Origin of the sequence: Clostridium cibarium (assembly GCF_014836335.1) — a bacterium.
In the GTDB taxonomy this organism is placed as follows: domain Bacteria; phylum Bacillota; class Clostridia; order Clostridiales; family Clostridiaceae; genus Clostridium; species Clostridium cibarium.
The window spans coordinates 45,417-62,176 of record NZ_JACSRA010000003.1 but is presented as its reverse complement, the minus strand read 5'-3'; the positions used below and the strand labels follow the sequence as shown (position 1 = coordinate 62,176).

The following is a 16,760-nucleotide window of genomic DNA, read 5'->3' as shown; positions in this document are numbered from 1 at the left end:
AAAGACTAGTTTTATCAACTTATGCTTTGTATTTTTATCCCCTTCAGTAATCTTATTCCAAATCAAAAAAGATAGAAGCTTTTACTTCTATCTTATCTATCTAAATTTAATTACTTTCAAATCTAAGCTACATACTCTTTAATAAAATCAGGTATCTCTTGATTTTCATAATTTATATTCATATAAATATTTATTTCAAACTGTTTTGTTAACTTATAAATTCTTTTAAACCACTCTGATGACTCCTTTGTAGTGCCTGAATTAATTTTAAATACACCGTCAATATAGATATTTTCCACGTCATAATTTTCTGATATAATCCCACATAATAAACCATAAAATTCATTATAGCCTGTTATATTAAACTCATTAGTATTAATAAACCTAATCCTCCTATTTATTTGACTAATATGTCTATTATCATCATCAATGTATACGGAATCCCCTTTTGCCTCAGTTAACTGCTCATTTGCTAGATTAATCAAATTCTTGGTCTTTCCAGACCCTCTTTTATTGCAGAATACTTGTATCATTAGGACCACTCCTTTTCAATATATTTTAAACAATAACTAATTATCGTTTATAACTTAATATCTATGTTTATTGACCTAATTTTTATGTATTCAATATTAATACCTCCACATATTTAATTATTAATTCCAGTCGCAGTTATCTTAATTCTTTCACTCTATATAATATATTCTTAACATTCTTTAATATTTACTATTATTTTATACTAAACAATTTTATTTTCTCCAATCAAAAAAGATTATCTTATTTTAAGATAATCTTTAATCTAATCACTACATATCCTTATATAGAACTTTGTTCTTTCCTAGTTTTTTTCCCTTATATAACAATGTATCTGCTTTTTTTATAACTTGATTTACATTTCTACCGTCCCTAGGACAATATCCTATTCCAAAGCTCACAGTAATAGTTTTGGAAATAAAGTCTCCCCTTATGATATTGTTTTCAACACTACTTCTAATACTTTCTACTTTATTATAAACATCTTTTATATCATTAAAACCTTCTATAAATAATATAAGTTCTTCTCCTCCATATCGCGCTAAAATATCCTTAGGCTCAAGATGAACTTTAATTATTTCTGTTGTTTCAATTAAAACCTTATCTCCAAACTGGTGTCCACACTCATCATTTATCTTCTTAAAGTCATCTAAGTCCATCATGATTGTTGCAAAAGGCATTTCTTTATTTTCATCTACCTTTTTCTCTACTAATTCAAAAAAATGCCTCCTATTATATATTCCGAGTAACGGGTCTCTCTTTACAGTTTCCTGTAATTCTCTATATAACATAGAATTTTCTAAAGCAATCGCTATTTGATTAGATATAGCCTTAAGAAATTTTGCATGTTCCTTAGTAAAAAAATTATACCTGTGATGTTCTACTAATATAAAACCAAAAAACTTTTCTCTTAATTTTATAGGCATTCCCATAACTGAACATATTGTAAATTCACTACCATCATATTTTCTAATGCCATCTTTATAATTTAACAAATAATTCTGACCTGAATTAATATAAGCTTTTTCTTCTCTAGTTAATTTAAGTTTCTTTCCTTTAATGTTTGTCACCTTGATTTCTAACATGTTGTTTTCTTCAATAAATATTGTAGAATACGCTACTCCTAATAGTCCCAACACCATGTCATTTATCATTGCAATCAAATTTTCATTACTTAAAAAGGAATTAATATACTTGCTTATCTCAACAATATTTGCAAGAACATTTATGTCTTCTTCTAGTTTAATATTTCTTTTGGATAGCTTTTGTAGTTGCAGTTCAGTACTAGTTTGATAGTTCTCAAATTCTAATTTGAGTTCTTCATAATTTAAGGTATCCTCTTGCATTTTCCCACCCAACCTTATATGTAATTATATTCTAAAACAATCATATTTTGTAATCAATTATATGATACCCCTTTTCCTTTTCTATATCAATACGAAAAACTTTCAATTAATCTGTTTTTTAATCACATACTGCCCTTAACTAAATTGCTACCTTCAATAATCAAATTTACTTCTGTTTTTAACTTTGTTCTAGATAATACATTATCTAAATTCACATTAGGATGTTTTTCTTGTAACAACCTAGTAACTCCAAATATATCTATCCCTTTTTCTTTATAATTTTTAAACAGTTCTTCTTGATAATTTTTAATCTTCCACTCTTCATTAGCCTTAATTTGATTTATAACATCATCATTTACAATAAGTTTTCCTTGAATCTCTCCTATGGCTGCTCTAATATTTATATCCTTCTCTAATACTATTTCATCACCTTCTATTGTTATTCCAGTATTATTATCCTCTTCCAATATATCAAGAGTAATTAATTTATCTATCTCTTCTGGATTATGAACTTCAAGTGTACCTTCCCTAATGTTATCCATTAAGATATTATAAGTTAAAGCATCCTTTTCTTCTAGCCTATCTACAATATGATTTTCCTTTATTACAACTCCTCCATTTAACTGAATCTTACTCTGAGTTTCGTCATTCTTAACCTGTAAGGCACTCATAAGACTAACATTATCACCAGTTAATCTATCAGTCATATAGTCTTTTACATTTGACTTAATAATACGTCCATTATGCTCATTCCTATTTATAAGTTCATCTAAATACATCCCTAAATATTCTTCATCATTATTACTTATCTTCAGTAAATTTTCGATATCCCCATAAAAAACAAACATATAAGGTTTAAAACTCAATTGTTGATTATTATTTATTAAATTAATATAACTCTTTATTCCCTTTCGAACTACCTTTTCTGTAAATATATATGCTCTTATCTGACTTAAATCTATTCTATTGCTTGATGATATATTTATATCCCTTATCGCTTCAAGTGCAGTCTTTCCTTGACCCTTAAATAATATTCTTTTACCTTTATCCGAACTTTCTCCTGCATCTCTATAGGGTCTCATACAATCCAAATATAAAATCACATTATTGTATTCATCAACATCAAAAATGACAGATGTAGCAAAGGTAATCCTATTTATTTCTCTATAGTTAAAGCATCCACCTAAATTTATTGATAAAATTAGCACAAATAAAATACTAATTACCCTTCGCTTCATTTCCATCTTTCCTACCTTTCTCTATAACATTATTAGAAATTTTATTTAAATTCCCCCTAAATATAATATCTTTGAATTTATGACTTGTAACACTACCAATTGGGAACAGATAAGGAAATCCCCCAGTTTCTAATTCCCCAAGCATTGCTAACAATATTAGCGATATTATAAAAAATCCTGGTAATCCAAATAAAGAACTTACTATAGTAATTACTATAGACCATATAGACATAGCGCCATATAACTTAGGTGTTAGGAAATAACTTAATGTACTTGCAGCAACAACTATTATTGTTGTTCTCGAAGCTATTCCTGCTCCTACTACAGCATCTCCAAGTATTAATGCTGCAACAATACTCATTGCCCCACCAATTGGCTGCGGTAATCTTAAACCTGCCTCTTTAATTAACTGAAAGGCTATCATCATAACTATGACTTCAACTATAGTAGGAAGCGGCACTCCAGCTCTAGCAACAGCTAATCTAAAAATAAATAAGGATGGTATAAGAGCGAAATGATGAGTTAATACAGCTACATATAAACCTGGTAAAAAAGTTGCAATAAAAAAAGAAATCCATCTTAGTAATCTTGTAAAATTAGCAAAATACTTATTGGTATAATAATCATCTGGAGCTTGAAAGTTTTCTAAAAAAAAGTATGGTAAGGTTATTACAAAAGGTGTTCCATCAACCATTACAGCTACCCTTCCTTCTAATATTCTAGCAGCAACTTCATCTGGTTTTTCAGTATATCCAACTGTATCAAAGGCACTATTTTTCTCTCTTAGAGTATCTTCTATATAATTGGTATCTAAAATAAATTTCAAATCTAGATTTTTAACCTTTGATTTAACATACTCAATCAAATATTCAGGAGCAATACCTTTAATGTAAGATATGCACACAACTGTTTGACTATTTTCCCCTACATACAGAGGCTCAAATTTCAAATTTGCATTTTTAATTTTCCTTCTAATTAATGATACATTATCTACAAAAAGTTCTGTAAATCCCTCTCTAGGTCCCTTAAGTACAGATTCAGTTACAGGAACCGCTATTCCTCTCCTAACAAATCCCTTTACTTCACAATATATTATCTCTTCATATTCATGAAATAGTAAGATTATATCCCCTGATAATATATGTAATATCGCATCATCTAATCCTTTAGCATAATTAGCAATATTTATATTCAATACCTTCGTTAATATATCTTCTATTTCATTACATTCATTAGTCCTATTTTTTAATGGAGTAACAATGTATTCACTGATAAATTGAGTACTACACAAATCATCAATAAACACTAATGTACATTGTCCTAGGCTCGTTGTAATTTCCCTATACTTTACGTCAAAAGAACCTTCGAACTTATCTTTAACATACTTTACATCTTCAATCATAATCATCACCTAAAGATATTATCCCTCTAAAAAGGTTTAATATTCCCTTTTTAGAGAATACTAAAATTAAATATTAATACTAATAAATCTAAGGAGGAGTTTTTGTGAACAAAATGTCAACAAAACATTTTATGTTTTTTATAATAGCTACATCTACAATTGCGTTACGCAGTTATTCTTCTATTTTTATAACTCACGGTGGAAGAGATACATGGCTTATTTCATTAATTGCATCCGCCATTATACTTTTTTATTTTTTACTATTAACCAAGATATGCAAGGCTACAGACACTTATAATTTAAATATCATAATTAGTAATTCATCTTATACGTTTCTAGGAAATATTCTTAAATTATTATTTGCTCTAGGATTACTTTTAGCAGCTATCGAATCAAGTTCAGTAGTATCAAGTTCTATCCATAGTAACTTCTTTCTATCGACGCCTATTTGGTATTGTTTACTGTTCATTATAATTTCAGGAGGCTATATATTAAGTAAAAATTTTAATTCTATTCTTAGCCTAATTATAGTAACTGTTACATTAGTTATAATTGGAGACTTTATACTAACACTTTTAGTTCTAAAATATTTAGACTTTAGCTTTTTACTTCCTTTAATACACAATGGATTTTCATACGACAAATGGATTTCACTATTTCTTATTTTAGGATCATTTTCTTCTATAGCTATTACATTGCCATATTTAGAATACTTAAATAAAAAGGCTTCCTTATCAAAATATAGCAGTATTTCAGTTGTATTTTGTGGAATAATTATTACTCTTTCATTTTTATCAGCTATTACATTCTTTGGCCATGAAATGGCTTCAGATATTTTCTATCCTGAATATGTAGAAGGTCAAAGGGTACAAATTGCCTCATTTTTAGAATTTGGTGAGCTATTTTATATATTTAGAAGTGTATGTATGTGGTTTATTAAGTATATTTTAGCTTCATATGGAATAATATTATTATATAAGGATAAAATTAAAGATAAGAAGCTATTTATATTTTTATATAGCCTAGTAGTTTTGACAATATCATTTAAACTTACTGAAGATCAATATTTCTTATTTTCTTCATTGAAATCATTACAATTTATAAATATATTCATATTTATATTTATTCCTGTAATTACTTTCATAATGTATTACTATAAGAAAGATAAAAGTATTCGTAAGGCAAAATGAATATATCATCTTTACTGACTATAAATTTTATAAATATATATTATGGTAATTCTCTATGATCCTAACCCTTTCCTTAAGATTCAGGTAAGGTTAGAATTATTAAAGTCAATTTACCCATGAATTTTAAGGAGGTTAATTTAATTTGGAAGACAAAACAATAACATGTAAAGATTGTGGGAAAGAATTCATATTTACTGTAGGGGAACAGGAATTCTTTAAAGAAAAAGGATTTGAAAATGATCCTGTAAGATGTCCAGATTGCAGAAAAGCAAGGAAAGCTGAAAAACTAAGTAATAGAAGATAAAAAAAACTCTAGCGTTTACCGCGCTAGAGTTTTTCACTTATATTAATTAAGGACTTTTTTCTTGGCTGAAAGAATAATAGCACTAAGCGGTATTGAAATAATTATTCCTGTAGTAACTTGAACTATATTTCCTAATATATCCTTAAATGCGAAAGCCAATCCTTCCATAAGACCAAGTCTCTCTGTTAAAAAACCTGCAAGTATTGTACCTGCAAAAAAATATCCAACTACCATAAAAACTCCACTTACTATAAAAGCAAAAATATATTCAATCTTAAATCCAATATGATCATCTTTTCTTTTTAATATATTCTCTATTATTGCCCCTGATATATATGCCATAGTACCTTTTATTATAAAAGTAAATGGTGCCCACATAAAATAACCACCTATCACATCAACTAAAAGCATTCCAAAAGCGCTTGCAATGGCTCCCTTCTTTTTACCAAGTACAACTACTGATAAAAAAACCATACAATCTCCTACATGTACGAAGCCTCCAACTGTTGGTACTTTAATTATGCTTCCTGCAATAAATACTAAAGCTATCATTAATGCTGTAAGTACTAAATCTCTTGTACTTAAAATTCTTATATTTTTCAATTATAATGCCCCCTTATTTATTATATAGAACATTATATTCAAGGATTTAGCCATTTGCAAATGTACCGATATAATTAAAATGTATTATTAATTTTAATATGGTAATACTAATTTATATAACCGTAAAACTAAAGAGGAGTGAAATTAATGAATATAGCCAAATGGATGTTAGGTATTATAATCTTCCTATTATTGTCACTGCTTATTCTAAGCTATGGTGAATATTCAATTCTTGTAATACTTACACTTTCAACTATAGCTTTTATTACTTCTACTATCTATGAAAAAAAGAGACATTACTAAAGCTGATTTTTTATATCAGCTTTTTTTATATACTGTTAATTTCATTGACAGTTAAATTGGTAAATCCTATAATATAGGTATTAATCAAGCTTTAGGAAGAGGTGTTTTTAGTGTCTGAAAACCTTAATAATGAAAATAAAAAGGTTATTTTTAGTGGAATCCAACCATCTGGAGATTTAACTCTCGGAAACTATTTAGGAGCTTTAAAAAATTGGGTTAAACTTCAAGATGATTATGATTGCTACTTTTGCATCGTTGATTTACACGCAATAACTGTTCGTCAAAAACCAGCTGACTTAAGAAGAAGATCATTAGAATTATTATCTATATATATTGCTGCCGGTATTTCTCCTGAGAAAAATACTTTGTTTATACAATCCCATGTTCCAGCTCATGCAGAATGCTCATGGCTTCTAACTTGCAATACATACATGGGTGAACTAAGTAGAATGACTCAATATAAAGATAAATCTCAAAAAATGGGAAGCTCAATAGGAGTTGGTTTATTTAATTATCCTTCTCTTATGGCTGCTGATATTCTTTTATATAATACTGATTTAGTGCCAGTAGGAAAAGATCAAACTCAACATCTAGAACTTACAAGAGATATCGCTACAAGATTTAACAGTACTTACAGTGACACATTCAAGATTCCAGAAGGATACATACCAAAAGAAGGTGCAAAGATTATGGATTTACAAGAACCTCTTAAAAAGATGTCAAAATCCTCAGATAATCCAAACTCCATTATACTTATTATGGATCCTCCTGAGGTTATTAGAAAAAAAATCAGTAGAGCTGTTACTGATAGTTTAGGTATTGTAAATTATACTGATGATCAACCAGGCGTTAAGAATCTTTTAAATATACTATCTGCTATAAAAAGAACTTCTCCTGAAGAATTAGTTTCTTATTATAAAGGAAAAGGATATTCCGATTTAAAATCTGATGTTGCTGATGCAGTAGTTGCCGAACTTGAACCTATCCAAAAAAAGGTTCAAGAACTTTTAAAAGACAAGTCTTATTTAGAGTCTATTTATAAGGAAGGAGCTCAAAAAGCTTCTTATGTAGCAAATAAGACACTTAGAAAAATGCAAAAGAAAATAGGTATGATCCCTAGATAAAAATCCGCTTAGCGGGTTTTTTTCCTTTGTAATTTAATTATTACTAAAGTATAATTATGTATGTTAATAAAATTAGAAAGAGAGATTTACCATGTTAGATAAAATCAAAAATTTTCTAAGCAACAATATTTATTTTTGCTTATTTTATTTATTTATAAGTTTATGTTTTGTAACAATTTTAAAGGAAATACCTTATATTTCAAGTATATTTCCAAAGGTTGCAATTGTATGGGGACTACTATTAGTCTTAATTCATTCAGTAAAAATAATAAAAAGAAGACCTAACTTAATTGAATTAGCGTTATTTACATTTTTAATGATTACGTTATTTTCCAACTTGTTTTTTTATAAGTCAACTGAAAACTTAAAAATATGGATTGAAAACTGTATAATTCTACTTGGAATATTTTTTATCAACTTAGATAAAACCGAAAAACAATTACAAAAAGAATTAAATATATTCTCACATTTTATATCGATATTCACTTTTATTTTTTCTATTGCTTCAAACATCTTATTCTTCTCCGGAATAAGCTTTACAATTAATGAAGTAATCTATGGTGCTGGTGATGGTAAGGGGTTTCAAGGTTTGTATATATATAAGAATGCCCTTGCTATAGCTTCAGGTATTGGCTTAGTAGTAACATATTTTTTACTACTAAAAAATAGAAATAGTAATTTAAAAGTAAAAACTTTTTATGTAATTAACATAGTGTCTCAGTTGTTGCCATTTATATATTCAGGAGGCAGAAGTGCATATTTTCTAATTATTGCAATTCCTTTTGTCTTAGTATTTATGAGAATTAAAAACAAATATTTTAGAAGAGCACTTATTATCTTGCCTGCTATATTAGGTATAGTGAGTTTTGCTATATTTCATGAAAAACTATATGATTTACTATCTGCAAGAAATGAACTGTGGTATTCAGCTTGGCTAGTTATTAAAAACAATCCTATATTTGGGGTAGGAAATGCCGCTTTGGTTAATACTGTTTATGCTGCTAGACCAGGTGTAGTATTACCAGGAATAGAATCAGGTGGACTGCATAATATATTCCTACAAATATTAACAGCCAATGGATTAATTGCATTAATAGTATTCTTATCTATAATATTATTTTCATTCTCATATTTAATTAAGATTTTAGATCGATCTTATGGAAATATGAAAAAGATTGATTTCACTATATTTTCCTTATTAGTCGGCTCTGTTTTTGTTAATTTATTTGAAAGTAACCTAATATATATTGTAAGTTTTATATCTTTTATTTTCTGGACCTATCTAGGATATTTTATCTCAATTAAGTCTAAAAAGAATAGATTATAAAAGCAAAGGATTTAATATATGAAATTATATATTAAATCCTTACTTTTTATTTTTCCCATGGCTTAGTGTTTAAATAATCTATAAACCCATCTCTTAATTCTGGTTTTCTTAATGCATATTCAATAGTAGCTTGTAAGAAACCAAGTTTATCTCCAACATCATATCTTCTTCCTTCAAAATTATAAGCATACATGGCTTCTTGACTAATTAATGTCTTCAATGCATCTGTTAATTGAATTTCCCCACCCTTGCCTGGATTTGTATTCTCTAATATTTCAAATATTTGTGGTGTTATTATATATCTTCCTAGAATAGCAACATTACTTGGTGCATCATCTTCTGATGGCTTCTCTATCAAATCTTTAACCTTATATACCCTATCTTCTATATGAATTCCATCTACAATTCCATACTTTGATACATCTTCATTTGGTACTGTTTGAACTCCAAGGATTGTTGTTTTATATTCACTATAACAATCTATAAGTTGCTTTAAACATGGCACTTCACTATCAACAACATCATCACCTAATAATACTGCAAAAGGTTCATTACCTACGAAAGTCTTTGCACAATGTATAGCATGCCCTAACCCTTTAGGTTCTTTTTGTCTTATGTAATGAATATCTACCATATCTGATATATCTCTTACTACCTCTAATAGCTCTGACTTCCCTGTCTTCTCCAATTCCATTTCTAGTTCAACTGATTTATCAAAATGATCTTCTATACACTTTTTATTTCTTCCAGTAATTATTAATATCTCTTCTATTCCAGAAGCTATAGCTTCCTCTATGATAAATTGTATTGTTGGTTTATCAACTATAGGTAACATTTCCTTTGGTTGAGCCTTAGTGGCTGGCAAAAATCTTGTCCCCAGTCCTGCTGCAGGTATAATAGCTTTTTTCACTTTCATAATAATATCTCCTTTACATCTCATATCACTAAATATATTCTAACATAACTCAAAGTGTATGTTAATTGAATTAAAAACAATATAAAATTTTAGGTTTTTGCAATGTCATTTTTTATTGTAATCCAAATGCATATATTATATCGCATTGAAGTTCAAACAGCACCATTAATTATAGCTACTGGATTAATGATACTTAAAAATAAATAAATAAAAACAGATTGTTAAAATCTGTTTTCTATTTATTTTATTCTGTTTTCATCTATAATTTTTTCTAATATTACTACTCTTTGTCCTAAATCTTTTACTTGTTCTTTAAGTAAACTAACTTGCTCATTTTGTCTAAATAGCAAATGTAGTATAAATACTATAGCCACTAAAAACAATAATGATGGTGCATATTCTATTCCTATCAAATTTGATAGATATATTATAAGATTAGGGAAAATTGCAAGTATTAACACAACTATTGACCCTAGCATCCATAAAAAGCTATCTCTTTCAAAAAACTTCTTTTTCTTAACCTTTGATATTATTGATATCATAAAAAGTATTGCTACTATAATAAAAAATATACTTGCTAACATTTGTATCTCCTTCTTTCTATAAAGCTAATTTTTTAATCTCTTGTGTTTTATTAAAATTAAAAAAATGCTATAAAACATTCCTACCATATAAGAAATAGGCGACCAAATACCCGTATGCATACTTTCCCCATAAATTCTTTCCTTCATTTTAACTGGTGCTTCTTTTATAGAATATCCTTGCAAAAGCATTTCTATTATTAAATTGGCATCAGGGTACTCAGGATAATTATTGATTTTAGAATACTTCTCATATACTTTTCTATTTAAAACTTGTAACCCAGATGTAGGATCTGTTATTTCTCTTTTACATGCCATCTTTATTATCTTTTGGAATATTGATGTCCCTATTTTTCTAAAAAATGCATGATTATAATCAGTTTCTTCTAAAAACCTTGATCCTATAACAATATCACATTCATCAGACTTAGCTATTTCATATAACTTTGCTAACTCTTTTGCTACATGCTGGCCGTCACCATCGAATTGAGCTACATACTTGTAATTTTTATGTAATGCATATTTAAACCCTGTTTGCACTCCACCTGCATACCTTAAATTAAAAGGAGTTGTAATATAATCTACTTCTTTTTCCTTAATAACATTTAAAGTATTATCTGTTGAACAATCATTTACAATTAAAATATCCGCCTCTGGAATATCTCTTTTAAGCTCATCGATTACCCCCACTATATTCTTTTCTTCATTATATGCTGGTACAATTACCAATAGCTCCTTCATATGTTCCTCCTATTTATATAAAAACATAAATATATTACTAAAATTTACTTCTTGATACTGCGAAATATCCAATAAAGTATATCACCTTTTTAATTTATTGTCTATATAAAACTCTAGGCATTTAAACAGCTAAATACCTAACTTCACCTTATTCAATTTGTTAAACTTAATATGTTTAGCTACAAAAATTTGCTAATTCTTATTTATATCCATCTGGATTACTGTTCTGCCATCTCCAAGAATCTTTACACATATCATTAATATCTTTTTCTGCTTTCCAACTTAATTCTACATTTGCTTTTGTTGGATCTGCATAGCAACTTGCTACATCTCCAGCACGTCTTCCTACTATTTTATATGGTATATCTTTTCCTGACGCCTTTGAAAATGCATTAATTAATTCAATTACACTATATCCTTTACCTGTACCTAAATTGTATGTCACCAAACCTGGTTTTGATGCCAACTTTTGTAGTGCTTTAACATGGCCTTTTGCCAAATCTACTACATGTATGTAATCTCTAACACCAGTACCATCTACAGTATCATAATCATTACCAAATACACTAACCTCTTTTAGCTCTCCAATAGCTACTTTTGTTATATATGGCATAAGATTATTTGGTATTCCATTTGGTTCTTCCCCAATTAACCCACTTATATGTGCACCTACAGGATTAAAATATCTTAAAATTCCTATATTCCATGTGTTATCAGCATAATAAATATCCCTTAACATATCCTCAATAATAAGTTTTGTTCTACCATAAGGATTTGTAACCGATAATGAAAAATCTTCCTTTATAGGCATAACTTCAGCATTTCCATATACAGTTGCTGATGAACTAAATATAAAATCTTTAACGTCATACTTTTTCATAAGTTTTAGTATTACTAAAGTACTAATTAAATTATTATAATAATATTCTAATGGCTTTTCCACAGACTCACCTACAGCTTTTAATGCCGCAAAATGTATTACTGAATCAATCTTGTTTTCTTTAAATACTACCTCTAAAGATTCTTCATCAGTTTCATCAATATTATAGTAAGTTACTTTTTTCTTCGTTATTTGCTCAATTCTATCTTTAACCAATTCCTTACTATTAAATAAGTTATCAACAATTATAACATCCATTCCTGCTTCTAATATTTCAATTGATGTATGACTTCCTATGTATCCTAATCCTCCGCTAATTAAAACAGCCATTTAACTATCCACTCCTATCAAACCTTATGCTACTAATAAAATCATCGAGCTAATTATCTCTCACAAAATCATTTGCAATTTGCAACATAATCTCTTAACTTTATATTTACAAATTAGTTCTATAATTTAAATATCCTACTAATTATTTTACCATAACTTATACTATATGTGAAGTTTACACACTTACACTTAGCTACTATATCTCATATACTTTAACTACTTTTTTAGTTCCAAAATAACAAATATCTTAAAAATAAATTAAAGCACTTATCGTGCTTTTATATAATATTATATCAACTCTATTTTTTTATACTAATTAAAACTACCCCAATTAATATAAAAATTGTTCCTATAACCTTGTGAACCGTAAAGACTTCATTAAACACAAAAACAGCAAATACAGCTGTCAATACTTGCACTATTCCTGTAGTAATAGGATATATGTATGACATATCAAATATTGTTAGCAAAAACATATATAACAAAAAGCTACCAATATAACATAATAACCCCACAATTGACAAAAGACTTATTTTCATGCTAAAAACACCCGTAGATACATTTAACAAAAAGTCTTTTTGACATCCTAATTTAAATAGAACCATCCCTGCTACTGAAAGTGTTAGATATATTGCTACTATTATATAATTTCCCATTCTTACCTCCTTCATATAACTCCTCTATTCTCTCCATCTCTAATAAATTTCTGTTCTTCCCTAAATAACTACAAATCTATAATTAACATTTTAGAATGCATTCCTGCATTTTTACACAAAACAATCAATCAAATTATATCATGCTTTAATTTAATAAACAACAACGTCATAGAGAAATACTTAAAAACTTTATCATAAAAAAACATTCCTTATCTCTTACTAAAAACAAAAAAAGAGTGAAGAAATAATTTTCAAATCATTTCTTCCACTCTCAATTTCTAATTTAATATCTTGCTTTTACTGCTTGAGTAATTCCATTAGCAGTTGCTTGTTGAATTGAATTGTTAGCTAACAAACTAGCTTCTGTTGGATTTGAAATATATCCACATTCAACAAGTATTGCAGGCATCTTAGTATTTCTAAGAACGGATAAACCAAATCCTAAGCTACTAACATCGCCTTTTCCACCTCTATTTGCAAATCCAGTATTTGAACTAATTCTTTCCGCTGTGCCTATAGCTAAATCACGTGATTTAGTAAATTTATCTGGATTATGTGGAGGCATTCCTGCATCTCGTTCATTTGAAGTTCTCTCAGTATAATATACTTCTGACCCTCTAGCAGTAGTATTAGGCTCTGCTGAATTATGATGAATACTAATAAACAAGTCAGCATTTAAATCATTAGCTAATATCGCTCTATTACGCAAACTTGTATTTAGGTCATCCATAGATCTTTCTCCTAGGCGTCTTGTCATAACTACTTGATACCCTTGAGCTTGAAGATTACTCTGAAGCTTTATTGCAACTAGCATATTTAGTTCTGTTTCACTATAATATACTCCATTAAAACTTGAATCTGCTCCATAGTCACCACCGTAATTATGACCTGGATCTATTACTATCAAAGTATTCTTTTTCTTATAATAGAATGTACTTGTTGATGTTGCAACAGTTCCATCAATTCCTATTGATTCTACTTTAAGAGTATGCCTAGGTCCAACAGCTAAATTGCTAATTCCTATTGAAAGTTGATATCCACAAAGTTGACTAGTCTGATACCCTGGAAAAGCAGCTATTACATCTGGCCTATTCATAGTTAATGTTGGGCTTGCAACTTTATTATCATCGACATATACATTTATTTTACTTATGCCTGATTCATTTAATGTCCATCCACCAACATATAAACTATCAGATTGCTCTACTCTATTATTACTTGGAGAATCTATATTTACCATCGGATTCTTCTTTTGAATGTTAACTGATACCAATGAAAAATGCGTTCCTCCATCATTACCATATTGTCGTACTTCAACTGTTTTTCTTCCAGGTGCAACATCGTTTATATCTACTGTGGCAGAATATCCACTTTTATCCCCATTAGCATAACGAGGAAAAGCTTTTGCTACATCAGTCCTTGATATTCCTAATTGTGCAACACCTTTATATTTACCATCAACATATATCTCAACTTTACTAACTCCACTTGGATTTAGTGCCCATCCAGATATTTTTAAAGTTTTTCCACTTATTGATTGTTCAGATATTGGTGTATCTATACATTCTATTGGTGTAGGCTTATTTATATTTATATTTATGGATACACTAGATTTTGATCCATCATTTCCTACTTGTTCAACTCTTAGTTTTCTAACTCCACCTTTTATATCTCTGATATCAATATTAGCATTATATCCACTTTTATCAGCATTTTTGTACTGTGGATAAACAGTCTTTACATCAGGTCTTGATATTCCAGTATTTGCTTTACCTAAGAGTACATCATCAATATAAACATTAACTTCCTTAATTCCAGTTGCATTAAGTACCCATCCTCCAAGAGAAAGAGTACTACCATCTATAGATTCTCCATATCCTGGATAATCTATACATCCAATTGGCTCTGGCCTATTAATAGTTATTGGAATTTCTACAGAACTACCTGTCCCATCATTTCCTATTTGTTCTACTTTGATTTTTCTGCTTCCATTTGGTATATTATTGATATCTAAGTTAGTTCTAAAACCACTCTTTTCAGCATAATTATATTGTGGATAAACAGCCTTTACATCAGGTCTTGATATTCCTATTGAGGCATCTTGGACATAAGTTCCATCTATATAAACCTTCACTTGCTTTATTCCAGCTGGATTAATTGTCCATCCACTTATAGTTAAATTATCGCCAGACACACTTTGCCCATTTCCAGGTGTATCAACAGTTGTTATTGGTTGTAATTTTGCTATATTTATCCTAGCTTCATTAGTATATACAGTACCATCATTTCCTGTTTCTACTACTTTTAATATTTTTTCTCCACCTGCTACATCTTCGATGTTTACTTCTTTACTAAATCCACTAATTGCTGCATTTGTATATTGTGGGTATACTGATTTAACATCTGGTCTTGGTTGGCCTATTGTCGCTGATCCTTTTGCTATTCCATCTACAAATATATCTACACTTTTAATATTCGAACTATTAAGTGCCCATCCACTTACATTAATGGTTTTGCCATTAACTTTAGCACCATCTATTGGTGCATCAATACATCCTATAGGATTAGGTTTATTAATGTTAATATTTGTTTTCATACTAACTGAACTACCATCATTACAAACTTGTTTTATTTCAACAATTTTATTTCCACCAGCAATATCACTTATAGATACTGTTTTAGAAAATCCACTGTTAGCTGCGTTAGTATATTGTGGATATACTGACTTAACGTCTGGTCTTGCTAAATTAATATCTGCGTTTCCTTTAAACTTTCCATCTACATAAATCTGAACTTCTTTAACTCCAAAGTTATTTAGAACCCATCCTCCAACAAAAAGCGAATTACCACTTATAGTTGAATTATTAGATGGTGAATCGATATTCATTATAGGCGCTGGTCTATCAATATTTATCGTTCCTTCTGAACTAAATACTGATCCATCAATTCCAGTCTGTCTTATCTTTACAGTTCTTGTACCACCTTGAATATCACTTACGTCTAAATTTGCAGAAAATCCACTTTTATCAGCATTCAAATAATTTGTATATACTGCCTTCACATCTGGTCTTGCTATACCATAAGTAGCATTTCCTTTTGATTTTCCATCAACAAAAACTTCTACGCTTTTTACTCCACTTGGATTAATAGCCCATCCGCTTATTGACAATTTGTTACCAGCTACATTAAGCATATCTATGCATTGTAAAGGTGTAGGTTTATTCAAATTAATTTTAATTGTATCATTGTCTATTGTTCCATCATTTCCATAGTATTTTACTGTAATAG

General features: G+C 28.9%; 15 protein-coding genes. 4 read left to right on the top strand and 11 right to left on the bottom strand.

The features are described 5' to 3' along the window. Positions 1–122: 122 nt before the first annotated feature. The 4 genes from H9661_RS02580 to H9661_RS02565 form a co-directional block, all read right to left on the bottom strand. Positions 123–533, bottom strand: a complete 411-nt coding sequence (locus H9661_RS02580) for a hypothetical protein (RefSeq protein WP_143316604.1) — start codon at positions 531–533, stop codon at positions 123–125. Positions 534–803: 270 nt separating this feature from the next. Then, the gene (locus tag H9661_RS02575; protein WP_143316603.1) at positions 804–1,877 is read right to left on the bottom strand and encodes a sensor domain-containing diguanylate cyclase; all 1,074 of its coding nucleotides are present in this window, start codon (positions 1,875–1,877) and stop codon (positions 804–806) included. Between the two features lie 122 nt (positions 1,878–1,999). Then, positions 2,000–3,115, bottom strand: coding sequence for a Ger(x)C family spore germination protein (locus tag H9661_RS02570; RefSeq protein ID WP_185966794.1), 1,116 nt, complete (start codon positions 3,113–3,115; stop codon positions 2,000–2,002). Further along, positions 3,096–4,517, bottom strand: a complete 1,422-nt coding sequence (locus H9661_RS02565; protein ID WP_191767646.1) for a spore germination protein — start codon at positions 4,515–4,517, stop codon at positions 3,096–3,098. Before H9661_RS02565 ends, H9661_RS02570 begins: the two co-directional genes overlap by 20 nt. Positions 4,518–4,630: 113 nt before the next feature. On the opposite strand from H9661_RS02565, the gene H9661_RS02560 reads away from it, so the two are divergent. Both H9661_RS02560 and H9661_RS02555 read left to right on the top strand, forming a co-directional pair. Further along, on the top strand, positions 4,631–5,707 hold the full coding sequence (locus H9661_RS02560) for an endospore germination permease (protein ID WP_243240325.1): 1,077 nt from the start codon (positions 4,631–4,633) through the stop codon (positions 5,705–5,707). A gap of 142 nt (positions 5,708–5,849) precedes the next feature. Further along, on the top strand, positions 5,850–6,011 hold the full coding sequence (locus tag H9661_RS02555) for a zinc-ribbon domain-containing protein (protein WP_143316599.1): 162 nt from the start codon (positions 5,850–5,852) through the stop codon (positions 6,009–6,011). Positions 6,012–6,053: 42 nt separating this feature from the next. Here the strand turns inward: H9661_RS02555 and H9661_RS02550 are convergent, their stop codons facing one another. Further along, complete coding sequence (locus H9661_RS02550; RefSeq protein ID WP_243129598.1) at positions 6,054–6,563, bottom strand: ECF transporter S component; 510 nt, start codon at positions 6,561–6,563, stop codon at positions 6,054–6,056. Positions 6,564–7,027: 464 nt separating this feature from the next. Here H9661_RS02550 and trpS point away from each other — a divergent pair, with 464 nt between their 5' ends. Both trpS and H9661_RS02540 read left to right on the top strand, forming a co-directional pair. Continuing rightward, a complete protein-coding gene (gene trpS / locus H9661_RS02545) occupies positions 7,028–8,041 on the top strand; it encodes a tryptophan--tRNA ligase (RefSeq protein ID WP_143316597.1) in 1,014 nt (337 codons plus the stop codon). A 91-nt stretch (positions 8,042–8,132) separates the two neighbouring features. Continuing rightward, entirely contained in the window at positions 8,133–9,368 is a 1,236-nt protein-coding gene (locus H9661_RS02540) for an O-antigen ligase family protein (RefSeq protein ID WP_191767644.1), read from the top strand. Positions 9,369–9,414: 46 nt separating this feature from the next. Here H9661_RS02540 and galU read toward each other — a convergent pair whose 3' ends face one another. The 6 genes from galU to H9661_RS02510 all read right to left on the bottom strand — a co-directional run bounded on the left by galU (position 9,415) and on the right by H9661_RS02510 (position 16,359). Next, entirely contained in the window at positions 9,415–10,284 is an 870-nt protein-coding gene (gene galU, locus H9661_RS02535; protein ID WP_191767643.1) for a UTP--glucose-1-phosphate uridylyltransferase GalU, read from the bottom strand. A gap of 239 nt (positions 10,285–10,523) precedes the next feature. Further along, entirely contained in the window at positions 10,524–10,868 is a 345-nt protein-coding gene (locus H9661_RS02530) for a DUF2304 domain-containing protein (RefSeq protein ID WP_143316594.1), read from the bottom strand. 24 nt (positions 10,869–10,892) lie between these two features. Next, positions 10,893–11,606: a glycosyltransferase family 2 protein gene (locus H9661_RS02525; protein ID WP_191767642.1), complete on the bottom strand. Its 714-nt coding sequence runs from the start codon at positions 11,604–11,606 to the stop codon at positions 10,893–10,895. A 199-nt stretch (positions 11,607–11,805) separates the two neighbouring features. Further along, positions 11,806–12,816, bottom strand: a complete 1,011-nt coding sequence (gene galE / locus H9661_RS02520) for a UDP-glucose 4-epimerase GalE (RefSeq protein WP_191767641.1) — start codon at positions 12,814–12,816, stop codon at positions 11,806–11,808. Positions 12,817–13,115: 299 nt separating this feature from the next. Continuing rightward, positions 13,116–13,472, bottom strand: coding sequence for a DMT family transporter (locus H9661_RS02515; RefSeq protein ID WP_191767640.1), 357 nt, complete (start codon positions 13,470–13,472; stop codon positions 13,116–13,118). 283 nt (positions 13,473–13,755) lie between these two features. Beyond that, positions 13,756–16,359, bottom strand: a complete 2,604-nt coding sequence (locus H9661_RS02510) for an N-acetylmuramoyl-L-alanine amidase (RefSeq protein ID WP_341480403.1) — start codon at positions 16,357–16,359, stop codon at positions 13,756–13,758. Positions 16,360–16,760: the final 401 nt, after the last annotated feature.